The sequence below is a fragment of the Pseudomonas sp. RV120224-01b genome, assembly GCF_003208145.1.
Classification (GTDB): domain Bacteria; phylum Pseudomonadota; class Gammaproteobacteria; order Pseudomonadales; family Pseudomonadaceae; genus Aquipseudomonas; species Aquipseudomonas monteilii.
Genome location: NZ_QKMQ01000003.1, coordinates 279,298 through 300,725, shown reverse-complemented (window position 1 = coordinate 300,725; position 21,428 = coordinate 279,298). Strand labels below are relative to the sequence as shown.

The window sequence follows — 21,428 nt, the reverse complement described above, 5'->3', positions numbered from 1 at the left end:
CGGCCCTTTCGCGGGCGAGCCTGCGAAAGGGCCGGCACAGGCATAACAAGAACCTCACCCCAACCGGTGCCACTCGCGCTTGTCCCGCGCCAGCAGTTCGTTGCCTGCCTCAGGCCCATCGTCACCCGCCGGGTACTCATGCACTTCGCCATCCTGCGCCCAGGCATCGAGAAACGGCTGCACTGCGCGCCAACCGTTCTCGATGTTGTCGGCGCGCTGAAACAGGGTCTGATCACCGGTCAGGCAGTCGTAGATCAAGGTCTCGTAGCCGGTCGCCGGGGTCATCTTGAAGAAGTCTTTGTAGGCAAAGCCCAGCTCGACATTCTCCATCACCAGCTCCGGCCCAGGCCGCTTGGCCTGCAGGTCGAACCACATGCCTTCGTTGGGCTGAATCTGGATTTTCAGGTAGTTGGGCTTGGGCCGCTCCAGCTCCGACTCACGGAACTGCGCATAGGGCGCGGGCTTGAAGCAGATGGCGATTTCGGTATCGCGCACGCTCATGCGCTTGCCGGTACGCAGGTAGAACGGCACGCCGGCCCAGCGCCAGTTGTCGATCATGACCTTCAGTGCCACGAAGGTTTCGGTCTGGCTGTCGGCAGCGACATTGGCCTCCTGGCGGTAGCCGGGCAACGGCTTGCGCCCCTGCTTGCCGGCGACGTACTGGCCGCGCACGGAGTTTTTCAGGGCCATTTTCGCCGACCACGGGCGGATGGCGCCGACCACCTTGGCCTTTTCACTGCGCACGGCGTCAGCGCCGAACGCTGCGGGGGGCTCCATCGCCACCATCGCCAGCAACTGGAACAGGTGGTTGGGCACCATGTCGCGCAGGGCGCCGGTGCTGTCGTAGAACGCGCCACGGGTTTCGACGCCAACCGTTTCCGCAGCGGTGATCTGCACATGGTCGATGTAGTGGTTGTTCCAGAACGATTCGAACAAGCCGTTGGAAAAACGACTGACCAGAATGTTCTGCACCGTTTCTTTGCCCAGGTAATGGTCGATACGGTAGATCTGCCGCTCGCCCATCACCTTCAGCAGGCAGGCGTTGAGCGCCTCGGCGCTGGCCAGGTCGGTGCCGAACGGCTTCTCGACCACCACCCGGCGAAAGCCCCCGGCGGACTCGTCGAGCAAGCCGGCCTGCCCCAGGCGCTGGGCCACTTCGGGGAAGAACCGCGGCGAGGTTGCCAGGTAGAAGATCGCATTGCCATGGCTGGTCTTTTCGATGCGCTTGGCGATAGCCTGATAGGTCGCCGGATCGAGGAAATCGCCGGTCTGGTAATCCAGGCGTTTGGCCAGGCGTGCCCACAGCTTTTCGTCCAGGCATTTGGCCGTGCCCTTGTCCCGTTCGACCATGAACGCATGCAGGCGCCCGGCAAAATCCTCGGCGCTGGCCGGGTTGTGGTCGACGCCGACAATGCGCAGGTTGCGGTCCAGCAAACCGTCGCGGCTAAGGTTATATAGCGCCGGCATCAGCAGGCGCTTGACCAGGTCACCATTGGCGCCGAACAGGAACAGGGTGCAAGGCGGTGCAGCAGGAATGGTCTGTTTGGTCATTCGGCTTTCTTCTCGACATGGCCACCAAAGCCCAGGCGCATGGCCGAGAGGATCTTGTCACCGTAAGTGCCCTGCTGCTGACGCGAGCGGAAACGGGCGAACAGCGCACTAGACAACACCGGCACCGGCACCGCCTGTTCCACGGCGGCGTCGATGGTCCAGCGGCCCTCGCCACTGTCGGACACCGAACCGCTGAACTGCGAAAGCTGCGGGTCGGCCACCAAGGCATCGGCGGTGAGGTCGAGCAACCACGAAGTGACCACACTGCCGCGCCGCCACACTTCGGCGATCTCGGCCACGTTCAGGTCGAAGCGCTGGTCTTCGGGCAGCTCGTTGCCGCCCTTGCTGCGCAGCAGGTCGAAGCCTTCGGCATAGGCCTGCATCAGGCCGTATTCGATGCCGTTGTGCACCATCTTCACGTAGTGCCCGGCACCGGGTGGGCCGGCGTGAATGTAGCCATGTTCGGCACGCTGGTGCTCGCCGCTACGGCCATGAGTACGCGGGATGTCGCCCACGCCCGGCGCCAGCGCCTTGAACAGCGGCTCCAGGCGCTCGAACACGTCCTTTTCGCCACCGATCATCATGCAGTAGCCACGGTCCAGGCCCCACACACCGCCGGAGGTGCCCACGTCCAGGTAATGCAGGCCGCGCTTGGCCAGTTCAGCGGCGCGGCGCATGTCGTCCTTGTAGAAGGTGTTGCCGCCGTCGATGATCGCATCGCCCGGCTCCAGCAGTTCGGCCAGCTGGGCGATGGTCTGCTCGGTCGGCTCACCGGCCGGCAGCATGACCCACACTGCGCGCGGCGCTTTCAGTTTTTGTACCAGCGCACCGAGGTCGTGTGCGCCTTGAGCACCCTCGCCCTCCAGCCCGGTGATGGCCTCACGGTTGCGGTCGTGTACCACGGTGCGGTGGCCGGCGCGCATCAGGCGCCTTGCGATATTGCCGCCCATGCGGCCCAGCCCGATGATTCCCAGTTGCATGAGCCGATGCTCCCCTTTCGAAATGGTTGACGACACAGTCCAGCTTTTCAGATTAGTCCAGCGTACCGCATGAGGGTTCAGCGACGAACGGCGAGACCACGATAAACAAAAAAGTTCCCAAGCCCTGCGAAAGAATTCAGAATGCGCCCCGCGTGAAGCGTCTACGCTTTGACTTGTCACCAGCCAAAACCGCGAGGTGTGCTCATGGGTACCTTGATGCCTGCAACCCCAACCCAGACCCTCTATGTCTCCGTGCGCCGTGATGAGCTGCGTAAACTGAAAGACGAACGTGACCAGCTGCGCCAGCAGGTCGCCCAGCTGAACCTGCTGCTGGCGCAAGCGCGTACCGACGGCAAGGCCGTCAGCCTCTGATCTTTCCTTCCTCTCAGTGGGGGCTGTAGGGCTCCCACCTGCTGACTCTACTTTTCCAGGTCAGTCCCCTTCGCGGGTAAATCGGATCGCCGCACCGCCGCTCCCACAGGATTCATGTTGCCTCTGATATCCCACATAACCTGTGGGAGCGGGTTCACCCGCGAAGAAGCAAACGCCCATCCAATGCCCCACTATGGTGCAACCGCCCACTCCAGCCACAATTTGGCGCACCCGCAAAACGCCTTCGGCAAACCTTTTCACATCTGGTCACATACGCCAACGTTTGCGTCTATTTCGCACCTGACAATAGTGACCAGTGGGTCACCTTTTTATCGCTTTCTCTCCTACACTCGGTTTTCGGCCCGCCATTTGCTCAAGGGAAGAGTGACGTAAAAAAGTCGAACTTTAAGGAAAGCCGGCGGGTCAGGAATTAAGTAGGCCACACGCATGGGGCATTCCCATCCACGGCCCACCCATCCCAACCAGTCCAATCGCCTGCGGCCGGAATGCCGACAGTGCTGTGCCTGCGCGCACGACTCAGGGGCATGGAACGCACTACGCAGATTCGAATTAGAGAGAACCAACACGATATATCGCCACGGGTGCCAGCACCCGGCCAAAGCATAGGGACGGAGAGAAGTATGATCAGTGCCGCTGTCGAGCCTCACGTAGATTCATTCAACCCGGACAACCGCGAGCCGCTCACCCCGGACTTCGCCAAGACAGGCACGGCACCCGGCGCCCAGCGCCAGCACAACCCCAACAAGCGCAAGATCCTGTTCGTGACGTCGGAAATCGCCGACCTGGTGAAAACCGGTGGCCTGGGCGACGTATCTGCCGCCCTGCCCCGCGCCTTGGCGCACCTGCACGATGTGCGGGTGCTGATCCCCGGCTACCGCCAGGTGATGGAAAGCGACAACCCCATCCACATCGTCGGTGAACTGGGCGGCCACGCGGCACTGCCGCCGTGCAAGATCGGGCGCATGGACATGGCCGATGGCCTGGTGATCTATGTGCTGATCTGCCCCGAACTGTACCAGCGCGACGGCACGCCCTATGGTGCCAACAATGGCCGCGACTGGCCCGACAACCACATCCGCTTCGCCCGCCTGGGCCTGGCCGCCGCCGAAATTGCTGCTGGCGAAGGCAAGATCCACTGGACACCCGAAGTGGTGCACGCCCATGACTGGCCCGCCGGCCTGGCCCCGGCCTACATGCACTGGCGCGGGCTAAGCACGCCTACCCTGTTCACCATTCACAACCTGGCCTACCAAGGTGTGTACAGCCGGGGTTGCAGCCCGGAGTTGGCGATTCCCGACCACGCCATGCAGCAGGAAGGCATGGAGTTCTACGGCAAGCTGTCGTTCCTCAAGGCGGGCCTGGCCTACTCCAGCCACATCACCACGGTCAGCGCCACTTATGCCCGGGAAATCACCACCCCGGAATTTGGCTGCGGCCTGGATGGCTTCCTGGCCAGCAAGGCCCAGCAAGGCCTGCTCGGTGGTATCCCCAACGGCATCGACGAAAGCTGGGATTCGGCCACCGACAAGCACCTGCAACACAACTTCAGCATCAATGACTGGGAAGGCAAGGCCCGCAACACCCAGGAAGTGCGTGATCTGTTCGGCCTGGAAGCCTCGGAAGGCCCGCTGTTCGCCGTCGTTTCGCGGCTGGTCTATCAGAAGGGGCTGGACCTGACCCTGGGCGTGGCCGACTACATCGTCGAGCAAGGCGGGCAGATTGCGATCATCGGCCGTGGCGAGCCGGAAGAAGAACAGGCCATGCGTGAACTGGCGCTGCGCCACCCGGGCCGCATCGGCGTGCGCATCGGCTTCAACGAAACCGACGCACGGCGCATGTTCGCCGGCAGCGACTTCTTGCTGATGCCGTCGCGCTATGAGCCGTGCGGCCTCAGCCAGATGTACGCACAGCGCTTCGGCTCGCTGCCGGTGGCGCGCAATACTGGCGGCCTGGCCGACACCATCGAGTGCGGTGTTACCGGCTTCCTGTTCAACGAGTCCACCGTCGAGAGCTACCGCCAGGCACTCAGCCGCGCCTTCTATGTGTACGGCAAGAAGGACCTGCTGAACGCCATGCGCTGCCTGTCGATGACTCAGCCGTTCAACTGGTGCCAAGCGGTGGAACCCTATGCCCGTCTCTATGAGGACCTGGTCAAGCAGGCACAGCTGAGCCATTACTGAGCGAGGGCCAGAAGATGCACAGGCATGGCGCACACTTGCTGGACGCCACGTCGGCGCGCTTCGCCCTCTGGGCACCCGATGCGCGCAGCGTGAGCGTGGAACTGGAGCAGCAGCCGGCCATCGCGCTGCTGCCGGATAAAGATGGCTGGTACACCGGCGTGGCCCCGTGCCAGGCCGGTGACCGTTACCACTACCGCATCGACGGCGAACTGCGGGTTGCCGACCCGGCCTCGCGCTACCAGCCTGAAGGGGTACAGGGGCCGAGCCAAGTGGTGGATGTGGCCGGTTACCCTTGGCAACACACGTGGCAAGGTCGGCGCTGGCACGAAGCGGTGATCCAGGAGCTGCATGTCGGCTTGCTCGATGGCTACGACGGCGTCGCACGGCAGTTGCCACGCCTGGCCGAACTGGGCATCAGTGCCGTCGAACTGATGCCACTTGGGCAGTTCCCCGGTGAACGCAATTGGGGTTATGACGGCGTGCTGCCGTACGCACCACAAAACACCTACGGCAGCCCCGAACAGTTATGCGCCTTGGTCGATCAAGCCCACGGCCACGGGCTGATGGTGCTGGTGGACGTGGTGTACAACCACTTCGGCCCCGACGGCAATTACCTGCACCAGTACGCCAGCCCATTCTTCCGCGAAGACCGGCAGACGCCTTGGGGCGCCGCCATCGACTTCCGCCGCCCGCAGGTGCGCGAGTACTTCATCCAGAACGCCCTGATGTGGCTGTGCGACTACCGCTGCGACGGCCTGCGCCTGGATGCCGTGCATGCCATCGACCAGCCCGACTTCCTGATCGAGCTGGCGCAACGCGTGCGCGCCGCCGTGGAACCCGGCCGCCAGGTGTGGCTGGTGCTGGAAAACGAGCACAACCAGGCCGGCCTGCTGGAGCAAGGCTTCGACGCCCAGTGGAACGACGACGGCCACAATGCCCTGCATGTGCTGCTGACCGGCGAAACCGAAGGCTACTACGCCGATTACCAGCAACGCCCCATCGAGCAACTGGCGCGCTGCCTGGCCGAAGGCTTCGTGTTCCAGGGCCAGGCCAACCGCCATGGCACGCCCCGCGGCGAACCCAGCGGGCACCTGGCGCCCAGCGCCTTTGTGTTGTTCCTGCAGAACCACGACCAGGTCGGCAACCGCGCCCTGGGCGAACGCCTGACCCGCCTGTGCCCGCCGCCGGCCTTGCGGGCGGCCACTGGCCTGCTGCTGTTGGCACCGATGATCCCGCTGCTGTTCATGGGTGATGACGATGGCAGCTGCCGGCCGTTCCTGTTTTTCACCGACTTTCATGACCAACTGGCCGACGCCGTGCGCGAAGGCCGGCGCGGCGAATTCGCCCACTTCAACGCGTTCGCCGACCCCGAGCAACGCGCGCGTATTCCCGACCCCAACGCCGAACAGACCTTCGAAGCGTCACGCCCGCAAAACAACGAAGTGATCGCCGGCTGGCACGGCCTGTACCAGCAACTGCTCGACCTGCGCCGCCGTCATGTCATCCCGCACCTGCCCGGTAGCCGTTCACTGGGCACCGAGGTGCACGGCGAAAAGGCGCTGACCGCACGCTGGCGCCTGGGCGATGGCAACACCCTGCGTATCGACCTGAACCTGGGCGACACACCGCAGTCCATCGAATTACCCGCAGCGTCCACTCGGCTGTTCGACAGCAGCCACACCCGACACCCCGATAGCCAACTGGCTGCCTACAGCTGCGTGGTCAGCCTGCTTCCCCCTGATCTGGAGCGTCCATGAGCGAAACCGCCCTGCACCGCCTGGCAAACCGCGTCGGGCTGAGCCGCGACTGGATCGACGCCAACGCCCGGCCCCAGCGCGTCAGTGATGAGGTGCTGCGCAGTATCCTGGAAGGCCTGGGCCACCCCGCCGCCGATGACACCGCCATTGCAGCCAGCCTGCGCGCTGTGGAGGCAGCGGAAGACAGCGAGCACCTGCCACCCCTGCTGACCGCCGACCTTGGCCAGCCACTGGCGCTCGCACGCTACTTCAGTGCTGCCAGCGTCGCGCACTGCACCCTGGAAGACCACACCTCGCGCACCCTCAGCCTCGACGATCAGGCGCGCCTGCCCGGCGAGCTACCCATCGGCTACCACCACGTGGAAATCGACAGCCGCCGCTTCACCGTGGCCGTGGCACCGCCGCGCTGTCACAGCCTGGAAGACAAGGTGCCGCAACCCCCGCCACGCTGCTGGGGCCTGGCCGTGCAGCTGTACAGCCTGCGCCGCCCCGGCGACGGCGGCTACGGCGATTGCCTGGCCCTGGAGCAACTGGCCCGTTCCGCTGCCGAGCGCGGCGCCGATGCCTTGGCCATCAGCCCGATCCACGCCCTGTCGGCCATCGACCAGGAACACTACAGCCCCTACTCGCCCTCCAGCCGCCTGCTGCTCAACACCCTGTACGCCAGCCCCGCTGCGCTGCTGGGTGAACGGGAGGTGCGCATGGCCATCGAAGCCTGCGGCCTGGAGCAGCAACTGGAAGACCTGGAACAACGCTCACTGGTCGATTGGCCACGCGCCGCCAGCGCCCGACTGCGCCTGCTCGAAGCGCTGTACCAGGGCTTTAGTCAGGGCAACCATCCACTGCGCGCGGATTTCGACAGCTTCCGCGAAGCCGGCGGCCAGGCGCTTGAGCACCACTGCCGCTTCGAGGTACTGCAAGCACAGGCGGTAGAGCATGGCCTGGGCGCCGACTGGCGCAACTGGCCCAAGGCCTGGCACGACCCGTACCACCCTGAAGTTGAAGCTTTTGCCAACGCCTACCCGGCCAAGGTCGAGTTCCATGCCTTTTGCCAATGGCTGACCGAACGGGGCCTGCAGCGTGCGCAGGACGCCGCACGCAGCAACGGCATGAGCGTTGGCCTGATCGCCGACCTGGCCGTGGGTGCCGACGGTGCCGGCAGCCAGGCCTGGAGCCGCCAGGACGAACTGCTGGCGGGCCTCAAGGTGGGTGCGCCGCCCGACATCCTCAACCGCGCCGGGCAGGACTGGGGCATCTGCGCGTTCTCGCCCGAAGGCCTCAAGCGCAATGGCTACCGCGCCTTCATCGAAATGCTGCGGGCCAACCTCGCCCACGCGGGCGGGCTGCGCATCGACCATGTGATGGGCCTGCGCCGGCTGTGGCTGATCCCACAGGGCGCCAAGCCCAGTGAAGGTGCCTACCTCAATTACCCACTGGACGACCTGCTGCGCCTGCTGGCGCTGGAGTCGGTGCGCCACCAGGCGATCATCCTCGGCGAAGACCTGGGCACCGTGCCCGATGGCCTGCGCGAAACCCTGGCAGAGAAAGCCGTGCTGGGCATGCGCGTGCTGCCCTTCGAGCAAACCCAGCCCGGCCAGTTCAAGCCGATTCTCGACTGGCCGGACAACGCCCTGGCCACCACCGGCACCCACGACCTGGCGCCCCTGGCCGGCTGGCTGGAAAACCGCGACATCGACTGGAGCCACCGCTTGCAGCTGATCGATGCCGCCACCGAATTGCACTGGCGCCACGACCGCCAGAAAGAGCACGAAGGCCTGCGCCGCACCCTGGAAGCCAACTACGGTGCGTTGAAAGACAACGACGCGCTGATCGATGCCGCCATCCGCTACGTCGGCCATACCCGCGCACCGCTGGTGCTGGTGCCTTTGGAAGACCTCCTCGGTTGTGACGAGCAACCCAACCTGCCGGGCACCACCGCCGGGCACCCCAACTGGCGCCGGCGCTTCGCCTTGCCAGTCCGCGATCTGCTCGATGACGAAGATGCCGCACGGCGCCTGGAACTGCTGGCCCAGGCCCGCGAACAGGCCTGGGAGCGTGACCGATGAAGCCGCTGACCGCGACCCTGCGCCTGCAATTTCACAGCGACTTCACCCTTGACCATGCCGTGCCGCTGGTGCCGTATTTCGCCCAGCTGGGCATCAGCCACCTGTATGCATCGCCCATCCTCAAAGCCCGTGCTGGCTCGCGCCATGGCTACGACGTGGTCGACCCAACCTGCGTCAACCCCGAGCTGGGCGGCGAGGCCGCGCTGGAGCGGCTGGTCGCTGCCCTGCGCCAGCACGGCATGGGGCTGATCCTCGACACGGTGTCCAACCACATGGCCGTGGGCGGCACCGACAACCCTTGGTGGCAGAGCGTGCTGGCCTGGGGCCGGCGCAGCCCGTATGCAGAATTCTTCGACATCCAGTGGCATTCCAGCGACCCGCTGCTGGCCGGGCAACTGCTGCTGCCGTTCCTGGGCAGCGACTATGGCGTGGCATTGAAGCATGGCGAGATACCGCTGGAATTCGACAAGCATCACGGCTTGCTGCAAGTGGCGCATTACGAGCACCGCTTCCCGATCTGCCCGGTCGACTATGGCTGGATCCTGGCGCTCAGCCCGGAGCCGGCCCTGACAGCCTTGGCCGAGCACTTCACCGCCTTGAACGACTCGGCCACACCGCTTGCCGATGCCCTCCCGCTGCAAGCCGAGCTGGCCCGCCTGGCCCGCGAGGGCGCCGACCTCGACTCGGCCCTGCTGGCGTTCGACAGCCGCAGCGAGGCCGGCTTCAAACGCCTGCACCTGCTGCTGGAGCGCCAGACCTACCGCCTGGCCAGCTGGCGCACCGCCGCCGACGACATCAACTGGCGGCGCTTTTTCGACATCAACGAACTCGGCGGGCTGCGGGTGGAGCGCACGGCGGTGTTCGAGGCCACCCACGCCAAGCTGTTCGAACTGATCGAACGCGGCCTGGTGGACGGCCTGCGCATCGACCATATCGACGGCCTTGCCGACCCGCGCGGTTACTGCCGCAAGCTGCGCCGGCGCGTCGATGGCCTGTTGGCACGCCGGCCTTTGCAGGCTGCCCTGGAGCACTTCCCGATCTACGTGGAGAAGATCCTCGGCGCCAACGAGCACCTGCACCGAGACTGGCTCACCGACGGCACCACCGGCTACGAGTTCATGAACCAAATCTCGCTGTTGCAGCACGACCCGGCTGGCGAAGCGCCGCTGACGGAGCTGTGGGCCAACGTCACCGAGCGCCCGGACTTCCCAGAAGAAATGCGTCAGGCGCGCCACCTGGTGCTCAACGCCAGCCTGGCCGGAGACTGCGAATCGGTAGCCCAGGCCTTGTTGCAGGTCGCACGCAACGACCTGATGACCCGCGACCTGACCCTGGGCGCCATTCGCCGGGCCTTGCAGGCACTGGTGGCGCATTACCCGGTGTACCGCACCTACTTCAATGCCTGCGGGCGGCCGGCTGAAGACGAAGGGTTTTTCCAGCAAGCGTTGGCCAACGCCCGGCAAGACCTCGGCGAAGCCGACTGGCCGCTGCTGGAGCACCTTGAGCAATGGCTGGGCGGGCAAGGCTGGCGGCACCTGCCACCGGGCCGCGCCCGCAAGCAGTTGCGCCATGCCTGCGTGCGCTTCCAGCAGCTGACCGCGCCCAGTGCCGCCAAGGCCGTGGAAGACACCGCCTTCTACCGCAGTGCCCGGCTGCTGTCGCGCAACGACGTAGGCTTCGAGGCCGAACGTTTCAGCGCCCCGCCCATGCACTTCCACAACGAAGCCCAGCGGCGTCTGCGCGACTTCCCCGACAACCTGCTGGCCACCGCCACGCACGACCACAAGCGCGGCGAAGACACCCGCGCACGCCTGGCCGTGCTGAGCGAGCGCGGCCCGTGGCTGGCCAGCCGGGTGGAGCATTGGCGCGAACTGGCCGAGCCCCTGCGTACGCAGCTGGACGATGGCCTGGCACCCAGCCCCGGCGACGAGCTGATGCTGTTGCAAACCCTGCTGGGCAGTTGGCCGCTGGCCCTCGACCTGCACGACGGCAACGCCCTGCGCCAGTACGCCGAACGCATCCGCCAGTGGCAGCAGAAGGCCCTGCGCGAAGCCAAGTTGCGCAGCAGCTGGAGCGCTCCGAACGACGCCTACGAAAACGCCTGTGCCCGTTACATCGACAGCCTGCTGCTGGACAACGAGAACCAGCAGCTGCGCAAATCCGTGGCCGACGCCGCGCAGCTGCTGGCCTGCCCCGGCGCCCTCAATGGCCTGGTGCAGGCGTTGCTGCGCATGACCACGCCGGGCGTGCCCGACCTGTACCAGGGCAACGAGTATTGGGACTTCAGCCTGGTCGACCCGGACAACCGCCGTGCGGTGGACTACACTTGCAGGCGTGCCACCATGGACGATGCCACGCCCGCCACCGAGCTGCTGGCCCACTGGCGCGACGGCCGCATCAAGCAGGCCTTGATCGCCCGGCTGCTGGACTGCCGCCAGGCCCACGCCGACCTGTTCCGCCGCGGCGCCTACCTGCCGCTGACGGTGCAAGGCCGGCATGCAGACCATGTGATCGCCTTTGCCCGCCTGGGTGAAGGCGAACGCGCCATCGTCGTCGCCCCGCGCCTGGCCAGTGGCCTGCTGGGCGGCGCTGCAACCCCGTTGATCCCGGCACAGAACTGGGACGACACCCGGCTGGTACTGCCGTTTGCCTTGTCGCCTGCCAACTCGACGGGACTTTTCCCCTGTGCGGCGGTCAGCCCTTCAAGGGAGCTGATGTTGAGCGCCGTGCTGGCGGAGTTTCCGGTCAACCTGTTGATACAACAATCTTGAGCATCAGGAGCGTCATGATGAGTGTCGATGAAAAACGTATTCGCGAATTTGCCTACCAGATCTGGGAGTCCGAAGGTAAGCCCGCCGGCCAGGAAGACCGCCACTGGGACATGGGCCGCAAGCTGGCCGAGGCTGAGGCACTAGCGCCCAAGGCGGCGCCGCGCAAAAAGGCGCCGGCCAAGGCCAAGGTAGCGGCTGAGCCCAAAGCACCCGCAGAACCCAAGGTTGCTGCACTGCCGGGTGTCAAACCTGCTGCGGCGAAAAAGCCCCGGGCAGTGAAAAAGCCTACTGCCGGTTAAGCCTGTACCGGCCCTATCGCCGGCAAGCCAGCTCCCACAAGTGCACCGCAGATTTCAAACCTTGTGGAGATCCTGTGGGAGCTGGCTTGCCGGCGATAGGGCCAGTGCAGGACTGCACAACTCCCCTTCCACCAAGGCCACCTGAGGATTGCCATGAGCCCCCGCACCCCAAAGAAAACCCGCTCAGTTGCCCCATCGCGCATCCGCGAAGGCCTGCCCTTCCCCCTTGGCGCCACCTGGGATGGCCTTGGGGTCAACTTCGCCCTGTTCTCGGCCAACGCCACCAAGGTCGAACTGTGCCTGTTCGACTCCAGCGGCGAACAGGAAATCGAGCGCATCGAACTGCCCGAGTACACCGATGAGATCTATCACGGCTACTTGCCCGACGCTCACCCCGGGCTTGTGTATGGCTACCGGGTATACGGCCCCTACGAGCCAGAGAACGGGCACCGCTTCAACCCCAACAAACTGCTGATCGACCCCTACGCCAAGCAGCTGGTCGGCAGCCTGAAATGGTCCGAGGCGCTGTTCGGCTACACCATCGGCCACCCCGACGGCGACCTGTCGTTCGACGAACGCGACAGCGCGCCCTTCGTGCCCAAATGCAAGGTGATCGACCCCGCGTTCACCTGGGGCCGCGACCAGCGCGTGCTCATCCCCTGGGAACGCACCATCATCTACGAAGCGCACACCCGCGGCATCAGCATGCGCCACCCGGCCGTACCAGAAGCGCTGCGCGGCACCTTCGCCGGCCTGGCCAATGACGAACTGCTCAAGCACATCAAGGAGCTGGGCGTTTCCAGCATCGAGCTGCTGCCAATCCACGCCTTCGTCAATGATCAGCACCTGCTGGACAAAGGCCTGAACAACTACTGGGGCTACAACAGCATCGCCTTCTTCGCCCCCCACCCGCGCTACCTGGCCAGCGGCAAGATCGCCGAGTTCAAGGAGATGGTCGCGCACCTGCACGACGCCGGGCTGGAGGTGATTCTGGACGTGGTCTATAACCACACCGCCGAAGGCAACGAGCGTGGCCCCACCCTGTCGATGCGCGGCATCGACAACGCCTCGTACTACCGCCTGATGCCGGACGACAAGCGCTACTACATCAACGATTCCGGCACCGGCAACACCTTGGACCTGAGCCACCCCTGCGTGCTGCAACTGGTCACCGACTCGCTGCGCTACTGGGCCGGCGAAATGCATGTGGATGGCTTCCGCTTCGACCTGGCAACCATCCTGGGCCGTTACCGCGAAGGCTACAGCGAGCGCCATGGTTTCCTCGTTGCCTGCCGACAGGACCCGATGCTGAGCCAGGTCAAGCTGATTGCCGAACCCTGGGACTGCGGCCCCGGCGGCTATCAGGTCGGCAACTTTGCCCCGGGCTGGGCCGAATGGAACGACCGCTTCCGCGACACCGTGCGGGCGTTCTGGAAAGGCGACGAAGGCCAGCTGGCCGACTTTGCCTCGCGCATGACCGCCTCGGGCGATATGTTCAACAACCGTGGCCGGCGCCCGTATGCCTCGGTCAACTTCGTCACCGCCCACGATGGTTTCACCCTGCGCGACCTGGTGTCGTACAACCACAAGCACAACGAAGACAACGACGAGAACAACCAGGACGGCACCGATAACAACCTGTCGTGGAACTGCGGCGTGGAAGGGCCGACCGACGACCCGGGCATCAATGCCTTGCGCATGCGCCAGATGCGCAACTACTTCGCCACCTTGCTGCTGGCCCAAGGCACGCCGATGATCGTTGCCGGCGACGAGTTCAGCCGTACCCAGCACGGCAACAACAACGCCTACTGCCAGGACAGCGAGATCGGCTGGGTGAACTGGGACCTGGACCAGGACGGCGAGGAGCTGCTGGCCTTTGTCAAACGCCTCACCCGCCTGCGCCTGGCCTACCCGGTGCTGCGCCGCTCGCGCTTTCTGGTGGGGGACTACAATGAGGCCATCGGGGTCAAGGACGTGACCTGGCTGGCGCCCGATGGCAGCGAAATGAGCGTGGAGCAATGGGAAGACCCGCACGGGCGTTGCCTGGGCATGCTGATCGACGGCCGTGCGCAGGTCAGCGGTATTGCCCGGCCGGGTGCCGAGGCCACCGTATTGCTGATCGTCAATGCTCACCATGACATTGTGCCGTTCAAGTTACCGGCTGTGCCTGAAGGCGAGTACTGGAGCTGCCTGGTCGATACCGACCGGCCGGAGCTGCGCAAGGGGCAGCACTTGCAGTTCGACAGCACGTTCGAGGTCAAAGGGCGGTCGATGCTGCTGATGGTATTGCAGCACGAGGAAGACTGAATCACCTGGCAGTGCAGGTGAGCGCTAGCAATCATTCTTCATAGCCGGGGCGCGGCAAATAGCTAACCCGGCTATGCCCTACTTCTTTGCTCAAAAAATCAAGGGCTTGAGCCCAACCACGAAGCGTGAACAGTTCTTTCACGCTTTCTTGACGCAAGCGGCGTCGTCTCCTTAGCTGAACATTATCTAGCAGTAAAGATCTCGCGCCGGGCCTCTAGCTCGCGCCTTTGTGCGCGCTTGCGAAGGCTGGCGTGCTGGTTTGGGTCGCCCTCTGTTTTTGCCGTACAGCTCGTGACAACAGGCCAGGTCCTCGGGCTGTAACTCACAAAAACAAAGGAGATCCGCCATGAAATGCACCTCGAACCCCTTGCGCTTCGACAGCATTTTCTACGCGGTTTCCACGTCGCTGCTTCTGGCAACCCCGGTGGAAACGTTCGCGTACGAATTGCAGGGTGACCCCACCTCGCCCGGCTTTTTGCAGCAGGCTGCGGTACCGCAGCTGTCGCTTGACCCGGTCAGCGCCAGTGGCCTGAGCATCGGCACGCTGAATGCCTTTTCACAGAAGATGAGCGAGCGCCACGGGCAGGCGGCACCGGACCTGGTTGCCAGCCAGTGGGCGCAGTTTTTCCCGACCACCTCGCGCAACGGCGCGCCCCCCCCGGAGCAGCTTGAGGCGCCCAGCCAGCAACTGATGATCGGCCCGGACCTGTTCGTGCGTGAAACGGCTGCGGGCAATGTGCACCGCGCCGGGATTTTCGTGGGGCACAACAACCTGCAAAGCAGCTTCAATGGCATGCGCCCACTGTTGGGCGACAAGCAGCGCAATGCGGTGAACCTGAGCGGGGAAAGCCTGGGCGTTTACTGGAGCATGACCCATGAACAGGGCTGGCACCTGGACGCCGTGGCCATGGGCTCGCGCATCGATGTGCTGGGGCGTGGCGAGAACGGCCAGCGCGTGGACGACAGCGGCCACGCGATGACCTTTTCGGTAGAAGGTGGTTACCCGATTCGCCTGGGTGGCAACTGGGTGATCGAACCCCAGGCACAGTTGATCAACCAACAGTTTTTCCCCGGTAACCAGGTGCAGGAAGAAACCCTGCAGGCCTTCGACAGCCAGCCGAGCTGGAGTGGCCGGGTGGGTGCGAAATTGTCCGGGCGCTACGAAGTGCGCGGCATGCCGATTGAACCCTATGTGCGGACCAACGTGTGGTATGACTTCAGCAATGCCGACGAGGTGAAGCTGGACCAGGTCGACAAGATCTCCAGCTCGCGCTACTCGACCACGGTGGAATTGGGGTTGGGGCTGGTGGCGCGGGTGACGCCTTCGGTGGCGTTGTTTGTGAGTGCAGATTACAGCAGTGATGTGGATGACAATGACCTGAATGGGCTGATTGGTAGCCTTGGGGTGCGGATGCGGTGGTAGGCAGGCCCGGCCTCTTCGCGGGCACGCCCGCTCCCACAGGGATTGCACAACACTCAGGCCATGTGCGGTCCCTGTGGGAGCGGGCGTGCCCGCGAAAGGGCCAGTACAGACGACAGATCAAGCCGGCTTCATTACCAATACCCCAAGCGGCGGCAAGTTGAGGGCTAGCGACAACGGCTGCCCATGGCTGGCCAATGCCTCACTGGCAACCGCCCCCAGATTGCCCACATTCGACCCGGCATACAGCTCGGCATCACTGTTCAACAACTCCTGCCAACGCTCGCCAAACGGCACGCCAATCCGATACCCCTCACGCGGCACCGGGGTGAAGTTGGCCACCACCAGCACCGGCTCGCCACTGCTGCTCCAGCGCAGCCAGGCGTACACGCTGTTCTGCGCATCATCACCGATTAGCCACTGGAAGCCCTGCGGCTGGCAGTCCTGCTCATGCAGTGCGGGCACCTCGCGGTACAGCCGGTTGAGATCGCTTACCAGCCGCTGCACGCCTTGGTGCTCGGGGTACTGCAACAGGTACCAGTCCAGTTCGCTGTCATGGTTCCACTCACGCCACTGGCCGAACTCGCAGCCCATGAACAGCAGCTTCTTGCCCGGGTGCGCCCACATGAAGGTGAGGTAGGCACGCAGGTTGGCGAACTTCTGCCAGCGGTCGCCGGGCATCTTGTCGATCAGCGAATGCTTGCCATGCACCACTTCGTCATGGGAGATGGGCAGGATGAAGTGTTCGGAGTAGGCATAGATCAGCCCGAAGCTCATCTCGTTGTGGTGGTAGGTGCGGTGCACCGGGTCGTTCTGGATGTAATGCAGGGTGTCGTGCATCCAGCCCATGTTCCACTTGTAGGCAAAACCGAGCCCGCCTTGCTGGGTCGGCTGGCTGACACCGGGCCAGGCGGTGGATTCCTCGGCGATGATGAGCGCGCCCGGGGCCTCGTGGGCCGCCACGCCGTTGAGGTGGCGGATGAAGTCGATGGCTTCCAGGTTTTCACGCCCGCCGTGGCGGTTGGGCACCCACTCGCCGGCCTTGCGCGAGTAGTCGCGGTACAACATGGAAGCCACCGCATCGACCCGCAGGCCGTCGATGTGGAAGTGCTTCAGCCAGTGCAGGGCCGAGGCCATCATGAAGCCGCGCACTTCGTTGCGGCCCAGGTTGTAGATCAGGGTGTTCCAGTCCTGGTGGTAGCCTTCCAGGGGGTTGTCGTATTCGTACAGGGCGGTGCCGTCGAAACGCGCCAGGCCGTGTTCATCGGTGGGGAAATGCGCGGGCACCCAGTCCAGCAGCACGCCAATGCCGCCCTGGTGGCAGGCGTCGACGAAGGCGGCGAAGTCCTCGGCACTGCCGTAGCGAGAAGTAGGCGCGAACATCGACAGCGGCTGGTAGCCCCAGGAGCCGCCGAACGGGTGCTCCATGATCGGCAGCAGTTCGATGTGGGTGAAGCCCAGTTGCTGCACGTAAGGCACCAGGCGCTCGGCCAGTTCGCGCCAGTTGTAATAGCGCCCGACTTCGCCCGCTTCATCCAGCTCGCAACGCCACGACCCGGGGTGCAGCTCGTAGATCGACAGCGGCGCGTTGTAGGCATGGCGCTGCGCGCGCTGTGCCATCCAGTCGTGGTCCTGCCAGTCATGGCTGAGTGCGTTGGCAACCTTGGACGCGGTGCTCGGCGGCAATTCGGTGGCGCGGGCCAGCGGGTCGGCCTTCAGCGGCAGAATCCCCTCCTTGCCCAGCACCTCGAACTTGTAGGTTTCGCCCACGCCCAGGCGCGGCACGAACAGCTCCCACACCCCGGCGCTGTGGCGCAGGCGCATGGGGTGGCGGCGGCCATCCCAGTTGTTGAAGTCACCCACCACCGACACCCGCCGGGCGTTGGGTGCCCACACCGAGAAGCACACGCCGGCGATGCCATCGACCTGGATCGGCTGGGCGCCGAAACGCCCGGACAAGTCGCGGTGATTGCCCTCGGCGAACAGGTACAGGTCCATATCGCCCAGTTGCGGGCCAAAGCTGTAGGGGTCTTCAGTGACTTGCTCGCCGCCGGCCCAGCCTATGTGCAACTGGTACGGCTGTGCCTCATCAAGGTGCGCGCTGAACAACCCGGGCAGGCTACCCTGCTCCATTTCGGCAAGCACGCGCCCGTCATGCCGCGCCAGGATGCGCACATTCAGGGCATTGGGCAGAAAGGCGCGAACCACCTGCCCGCCTGCGCCGTCGCCATGGGGGCCGAGTACCGCAAAGGGATCGGCGTGTTCGGCGCGGGCCAGGGCGTCGAGGTCCCGTTGCCGAAGGCCACCGTTTTCACGCGTTGTAACGTTCATTCTGACTCTCCCCAGGTACTGATCAGTCCATGCAGGCCATGCAAAGGCACGGCCAGCCAGCTCGGACGGTTTTCGGCTTCGTAGGTGATCTCGTAGGCGGCTTTTTCCAGGCAGAACAGTTCCAGTGCGGCGCGCTCGCCCTCGGCCTGTTGCCAGGCATGGGGCAAGGCGGCGGTGGCCAGGCCATAGGCTTCGACGAAGGCGTGGCGCGACTGATGCAGGTACTGCCGGGCAACCCGCTGACGAGCCTGCCGCGCCGGGCCGGAAAGGTCGACCGCAGACGCGCTGCGCAGGATCATGGCAGCAGCATAGTCGAAGGATCGCAACACGCCGCTCACATCCTTGTAAGGGCTGTGTTTTGCCCGGCGCTCTTGCAGTGGGCGGGACGGTTCGCCTTCAAAATCGATCAGGTAGGCGTCGCCCTGCACCACCAGCACCTGGCCCAGGTGGAGGTCACCGTGCACGCGCATCAGCAGGCCACCCTGGGCCTGCCCGGCCAGCTGGCTGACGTGTTGGGCCAGGCCGTCGCGTTGTTGCTGCAGGTCGTTGACCAAGGCCTGGCTGTCACTGTCGAGGTTGTCGCGGTGCTGGGCCAGCAAGTCGAGGGCACGGGTCAGCTCGGCGCTGATCTGCGTGGCCCAGTGCTGGCTGTCGCAGGCATTACTGGGGCGCGGGCGGAACGCCTCATCGTCGGTGGGGGCGGCCAGCAGCAGGTGCATTTCACCCAGGCGCTGGCCAAGCAAGGCTGCGAAGCCGCTGAGTTCGGCCAACGCGTCGGTGTGCGGCTCGGCCTCATTGGCGGTGGGCTCCATCTGGTCGCGGATGGCCCGCTCCAGGGTGTTCTGGGTCCAGGCCCAGGCATCGCCCTGGTTGTTCAGGTAGCCCTGGGCAATCATCAGCAAATGGGGCGCATGTTGTTCGTCCACCCGGCTGACCCAGGCCAGCAACGGCGAGATATTGGCAAAGCCGGCAGCGGTGAGGTAGGCACTCATTTCAAGTTCGGGGTGGATACCCGGGTTGACCCGGCGGATCAGCTTGAGCACCACCCGGTCGCCGATCACCACCGAGCTGTTGGACTGTTCGGCGCTGAGGTAGCGCACTGCACTTTCGTCGTTCAACGCCAGGCCTGCCAACGGCTCCGTGCTTTCGAAGCGCAGCTCACCCTCGCCGTTGCCACACGGCAGGCGCATGCCCTCCTGGCAGGCACGCAGCACGGCGCGGATGAAGGGTTCGAGGACGAAGGCATCGGTGATCAGGCCGACCTGATGGGCGCGACGCACCCGCGACAGGGCCAGTTGCTGCGGCAGCGCGGTGTTGATGTCCTCTTCGCGCAACAGGCCGAACGGCAGTTGATACCGATTGGCCGTGCCGTCGCTGAGCACTTCGATTTCGCTGAGCAGAACCGGCGTGGTGGCGGTGCCGAAGCGTACGCCATAGCACAGCCTGACTGCGTCGATTGGCCCTTCCTTGCCGGCGAACCAGCGCCGTTTTGGCAAGTATTGCGGCAGGATGCTGTTTTGCAGGGTGTCGCTTGACGGTGCTTCCAGCAGTTCTTCCAGGCGTTTGCGCAGCACTAGCGTGGTCAATTCGGGTAACCCCTCGGTGGCCTGTACGTGCCAACTGGGCATGCGGTCGTGGGGGGCCAGCAGGAACCAGTAGAAGGCATAGGGTGGCAAGGTGAGCAGGAACGGCAACTGGCCAATCGGCGGGAAGGCGCTGCCGCCGAGCATCTCTACCGGTACTTTGTCGGCGTAGTGTGACAATTCCAGTTCGGCGGCCTGAGCGGCACGGGAAACGTTGGCCACGCACAGGATCACCTCGGTGTTGCCATCGGCATCGGTGTACTCGCGGATATAGGCGAGGATGCGCCGGTTGCTGGGCGTGAGCGTGCGCAAGCTGCCGCGGCCAAAGGCCTTTTGCTGCTTGCGCACCGCCAGCATGCGCCGCGTCCAGTTCAGCAGCGAATGCGGGTCGTGGCTCTGGGCTTCGACGTTGACGGTCTGGTAGCCGTACAGCGGGTCCATGATTGGCGGCAGCACCAGGCGCTGCGGGTCGGCGCGGGAGAAGCCGCCGTTGCGGTCTGGCGACCATTGCATGGGCGTGCGCACCCCATCGCGATCACCCAGGTAGATGTTGTCACCCATGCCCAGTTCGTCGCCGTAGTACAAGGTCGGTGTGCCGGGCATCGACAGCAGCAGGCTGGTGAGCAGCTCGATACGCCGGCGGTCACGCTGCAGCAGTGGCGCCAGGCGCCGGCGGATCCCTAAGTTGATGCGGGCGCGGCGGTCTTCGGCGTAGTAATTCCACAGGTAATCGCGCTCGCGGTCGGTGACCATTTCCAGGGTCAGCTCATCGTGGTTGCGCAGGAAGATCGCCCATTGGCAGTTGGCGGGGATTTCCGGCGTCTGGCGCAGGATGTCGGTGATCGGGAAGCGGTCTTCCATGGCCAGGGCCATGTACATGCGCGGCATCAGCGGGAAATGGAAGGCCATGTGGCACTCGTCGCCTTCGCCTTCGCCGAAGTACGGGCGGGTGTCCTCGGGCCACTGGTTGGCCTCGGCCAGCAGCATGCGGTCGGGGTAGTTGGCGTCAATCTCGGCGCGAATGGCCTTTAGGACATCATGGGTTTCGGCGAGGTTTTCGTTGTTGGTGCCGTCGCGTTCGATCAGGTAGGGGATGGCATCCAGGCGCAGGCCATCGACGCCCAGGTCTAGCCAGAAATGCATGACATCGATCACCGCCTTGAGCACCTGCGGATTGTCGAAATTGAGGTCGGGCTGGTGCGAATAGAAGCGGTGCCAGAAGTACTGGCCGGCGACCGGGTCCCAGGTCCAGTTGGACTTTTCGGTGTCGAGAAAGATGATGCGCGTGCCGTCGTACTTCTGGTCATCGTCGGACCACACATAGAAATCGCGCGCCTTGCTGCCGCGCTTGGCATGGCGGGCACGCTGGAACCACGGGTGCTGGTCGCTGGTGTGGTTGATGACCAACTCGGTGATGACGCGCAGGCCGCGCTTGTGGGCTTCGGCGATGAAGCGGCGGGCGTCTGCCAGGCTGCCGTAATCAGGGTGCACGGCCTTGTATTCGGCGATGTCGTAACCGTCGTCGCGCCGTGGCGAGGGGTAGAACGGCAGCAGCCACAGGGTGTTGACGCCCAGCTCGGCGATGTAGTCGAGCTTGCTGATCAGGCCGGTGAAGTCGCCAATGCCGTCGTTATTCGAATCGAAGAACGACTTGATGTGTAGCTGGTAGATGACGGCGTCCTTGTACCACAGCGGGTCGTCGATGAAGGCTGCCGGGCGGGAACGCTTGGCCATGGGGGACTCCTTTCTATCCTTGGTTGCTCTAGCCCTGATGCACAAGCAACTGACTG

The 21,428-nt window shown here is 64.6% G+C and carries 13 protein-coding genes; 8 read left to right on the top strand and 5 right to left on the bottom strand.

Annotated elements, in window-relative coordinates; all coding sequences use genetic code 11:
• Positions 1-54 precede the first annotated feature (54 nt).
• Together zwf and gnd are read right to left on the bottom strand one after the other, a co-directional pair.
• A complete protein-coding gene (gene zwf, locus N436_RS07360) occupies positions 55-1,551 on the bottom strand; it encodes a glucose-6-phosphate dehydrogenase (RefSeq protein WP_110740700.1) in 1,497 nt (498 codons plus the stop codon).
• Positions 1,548-2,711 carry a phosphogluconate dehydrogenase (NAD(+)-dependent, decarboxylating) gene (gnd, locus tag N436_RS07355; RefSeq protein ID WP_256589889.1) on the bottom strand — a complete coding sequence of 388 codons (1,164 nt, stop codon included), beginning with the start codon at positions 2,709-2,711 and terminating at the stop codon, positions 1,548-1,550. Before gnd ends, zwf begins: the two co-directional genes overlap by 4 nt.
• A gap of 24 nt (positions 2,712-2,735) precedes the next feature.
• Between gnd and N436_RS28540 the strand changes: the two genes are divergently transcribed.
• From N436_RS28540 to glgX, 7 genes are all read left to right on the top strand, one after another.
• Positions 2,736-2,903 carry a DUF6026 family protein gene (locus tag N436_RS28540; RefSeq protein WP_013973320.1) on the top strand — a complete coding sequence of 56 codons (168 nt, stop codon included), beginning with the start codon at positions 2,736-2,738 and terminating at the stop codon, positions 2,901-2,903.
• Between the two features lie 641 nt (positions 2,904-3,544).
• The gene (gene glgA, locus N436_RS07350) at positions 3,545-5,104 is read left to right on the top strand and encodes a glycogen synthase GlgA (protein WP_105946590.1); all 1,560 of its coding nucleotides are present in this window, start codon (positions 3,545-3,547) and stop codon (positions 5,102-5,104) included.
• A 14-nt stretch (positions 5,105-5,118) separates the two neighbouring features.
• Positions 5,119-6,861 (top strand): malto-oligosyltrehalose trehalohydrolase, encoded by a 1,743-nt coding sequence (gene treZ, locus N436_RS07345; protein ID WP_110740699.1) that lies wholly within the window; start codon positions 5,119-5,121, stop codon positions 6,859-6,861.
• Positions 6,858-8,927: a 4-alpha-glucanotransferase gene (gene malQ / locus N436_RS07340; RefSeq protein WP_110740698.1), complete on the top strand. Its 2,070-nt coding sequence runs from the start codon at positions 6,858-6,860 to the stop codon at positions 8,925-8,927. Before treZ ends, malQ begins: the two co-directional genes overlap by 4 nt.
• A complete protein-coding gene (locus N436_RS07335) occupies positions 8,924-11,698 on the top strand; it encodes a malto-oligosyltrehalose synthase (protein ID WP_110740697.1) in 2,775 nt (924 codons plus the stop codon). The genes malQ and N436_RS07335 overlap by 4 nt, the downstream gene beginning before the upstream one ends.
• A 14-nt stretch (positions 11,699-11,712) precedes the next feature.
• Positions 11,713-11,997 carry a DUF2934 domain-containing protein gene (locus N436_RS07330; RefSeq protein ID WP_110740696.1) on the top strand — a complete coding sequence of 95 codons (285 nt, stop codon included), beginning with the start codon at positions 11,713-11,715 and terminating at the stop codon, positions 11,995-11,997.
• A 153-nt stretch (positions 11,998-12,150) separates the two neighbouring features.
• The gene (gene glgX / locus N436_RS07325) at positions 12,151-14,304 is read left to right on the top strand and encodes a glycogen debranching protein GlgX (RefSeq protein WP_105946585.1); all 2,154 of its coding nucleotides are present in this window, start codon (positions 12,151-12,153) and stop codon (positions 14,302-14,304) included.
• A gap of 31 nt (positions 14,305-14,335) precedes the next feature.
• Here glgX and N436_RS28680 read toward each other — a convergent pair whose 3' ends face one another.
• On the bottom strand, positions 14,336-14,461 hold the full coding sequence (locus N436_RS28680) for a hypothetical protein (protein WP_256127519.1): 126 nt from the start codon (positions 14,459-14,461) through the stop codon (positions 14,336-14,338).
• Between the two features lie 189 nt (positions 14,462-14,650).
• Between N436_RS28680 and N436_RS07320 the strand changes: the two genes are divergently transcribed.
• Positions 14,651-15,727, top strand: a complete 1,077-nt coding sequence (locus N436_RS07320; protein WP_105946584.1) for an autotransporter outer membrane beta-barrel domain-containing protein — start codon at positions 14,651-14,653, stop codon at positions 15,725-15,727.
• Between the two features lie 117 nt (positions 15,728-15,844).
• Here the strand turns inward: N436_RS07320 and glgB are convergent, their stop codons facing one another.
• Together glgB and treS are read right to left on the bottom strand one after the other, a co-directional pair.
• Entirely contained in the window at positions 15,845-18,055 is a 2,211-nt protein-coding gene (gene glgB / locus N436_RS07315; protein ID WP_110740695.1) for a 1,4-alpha-glucan branching protein GlgB, read from the bottom strand.
• Positions 18,052-21,372 carry a maltose alpha-D-glucosyltransferase gene (treS, locus tag N436_RS07310; protein WP_110740694.1) on the bottom strand — a complete coding sequence of 1,107 codons (3,321 nt, stop codon included), beginning with the start codon at positions 21,370-21,372 and terminating at the stop codon, positions 18,052-18,054. Before treS ends, glgB begins: the two co-directional genes overlap by 4 nt.
• Positions 21,373-21,428 lie beyond the last annotated feature (56 nt).

Bases quoted from the DNA above. Each gene is read 5' to 3' on its own strand.
- N436_RS07330 (WP_110740696.1), top strand. From the start codon at position 11,713: ATGATGAGTGTCGATGAAAAACGTATTCGCGAATTTGCCTACCAGATC.
- N436_RS07335 (WP_110740697.1), top strand. From the start codon at position 8,924: ATGAAGCCGCTGACCGCGACCCTGCGCCTGCAATTTCACAGCGACTTC.
- N436_RS07320 (WP_105946584.1), top strand. From the start codon at position 14,651: ATGAAATGCACCTCGAACCCCTTGCGCTTCGACAGCATTTTCTACGCG.
- treZ (WP_110740699.1), top strand. From the start codon at position 5,119: ATGCACAGGCATGGCGCACACTTGCTGGACGCCACGTCGGCGCGCTTC.
- glgX (WP_105946585.1), top strand. From the start codon at position 12,151: ATGAGCCCCCGCACCCCAAAGAAAACCCGCTCAGTTGCCCCATCGCGC.
- treS (WP_110740694.1), bottom strand. From the start codon at position 21,372: ATGGCCAAGCGTTCCCGCCCGGCAGCCTTCATCGACGACCCGCTGTGG.
- N436_RS28540 (WP_013973320.1), top strand. From the start codon at position 2,736: ATGGGTACCTTGATGCCTGCAACCCCAACCCAGACCCTCTATGTCTCC.
- glgB (WP_110740695.1), bottom strand. From the start codon at position 18,055: ATGAACGTTACAACGCGTGAAAACGGTGGCCTTCGGCAACGGGACCTC.
- zwf (WP_110740700.1), bottom strand. From the start codon at position 1,551: ATGACCAAACAGACCATTCCTGCTGCACCGCCTTGCACCCTGTTCCTG.
- malQ (WP_110740698.1), top strand. From the start codon at position 6,858: ATGAGCGAAACCGCCCTGCACCGCCTGGCAAACCGCGTCGGGCTGAGC.
- glgA (WP_105946590.1), top strand. From the start codon at position 3,545: ATGATCAGTGCCGCTGTCGAGCCTCACGTAGATTCATTCAACCCGGAC.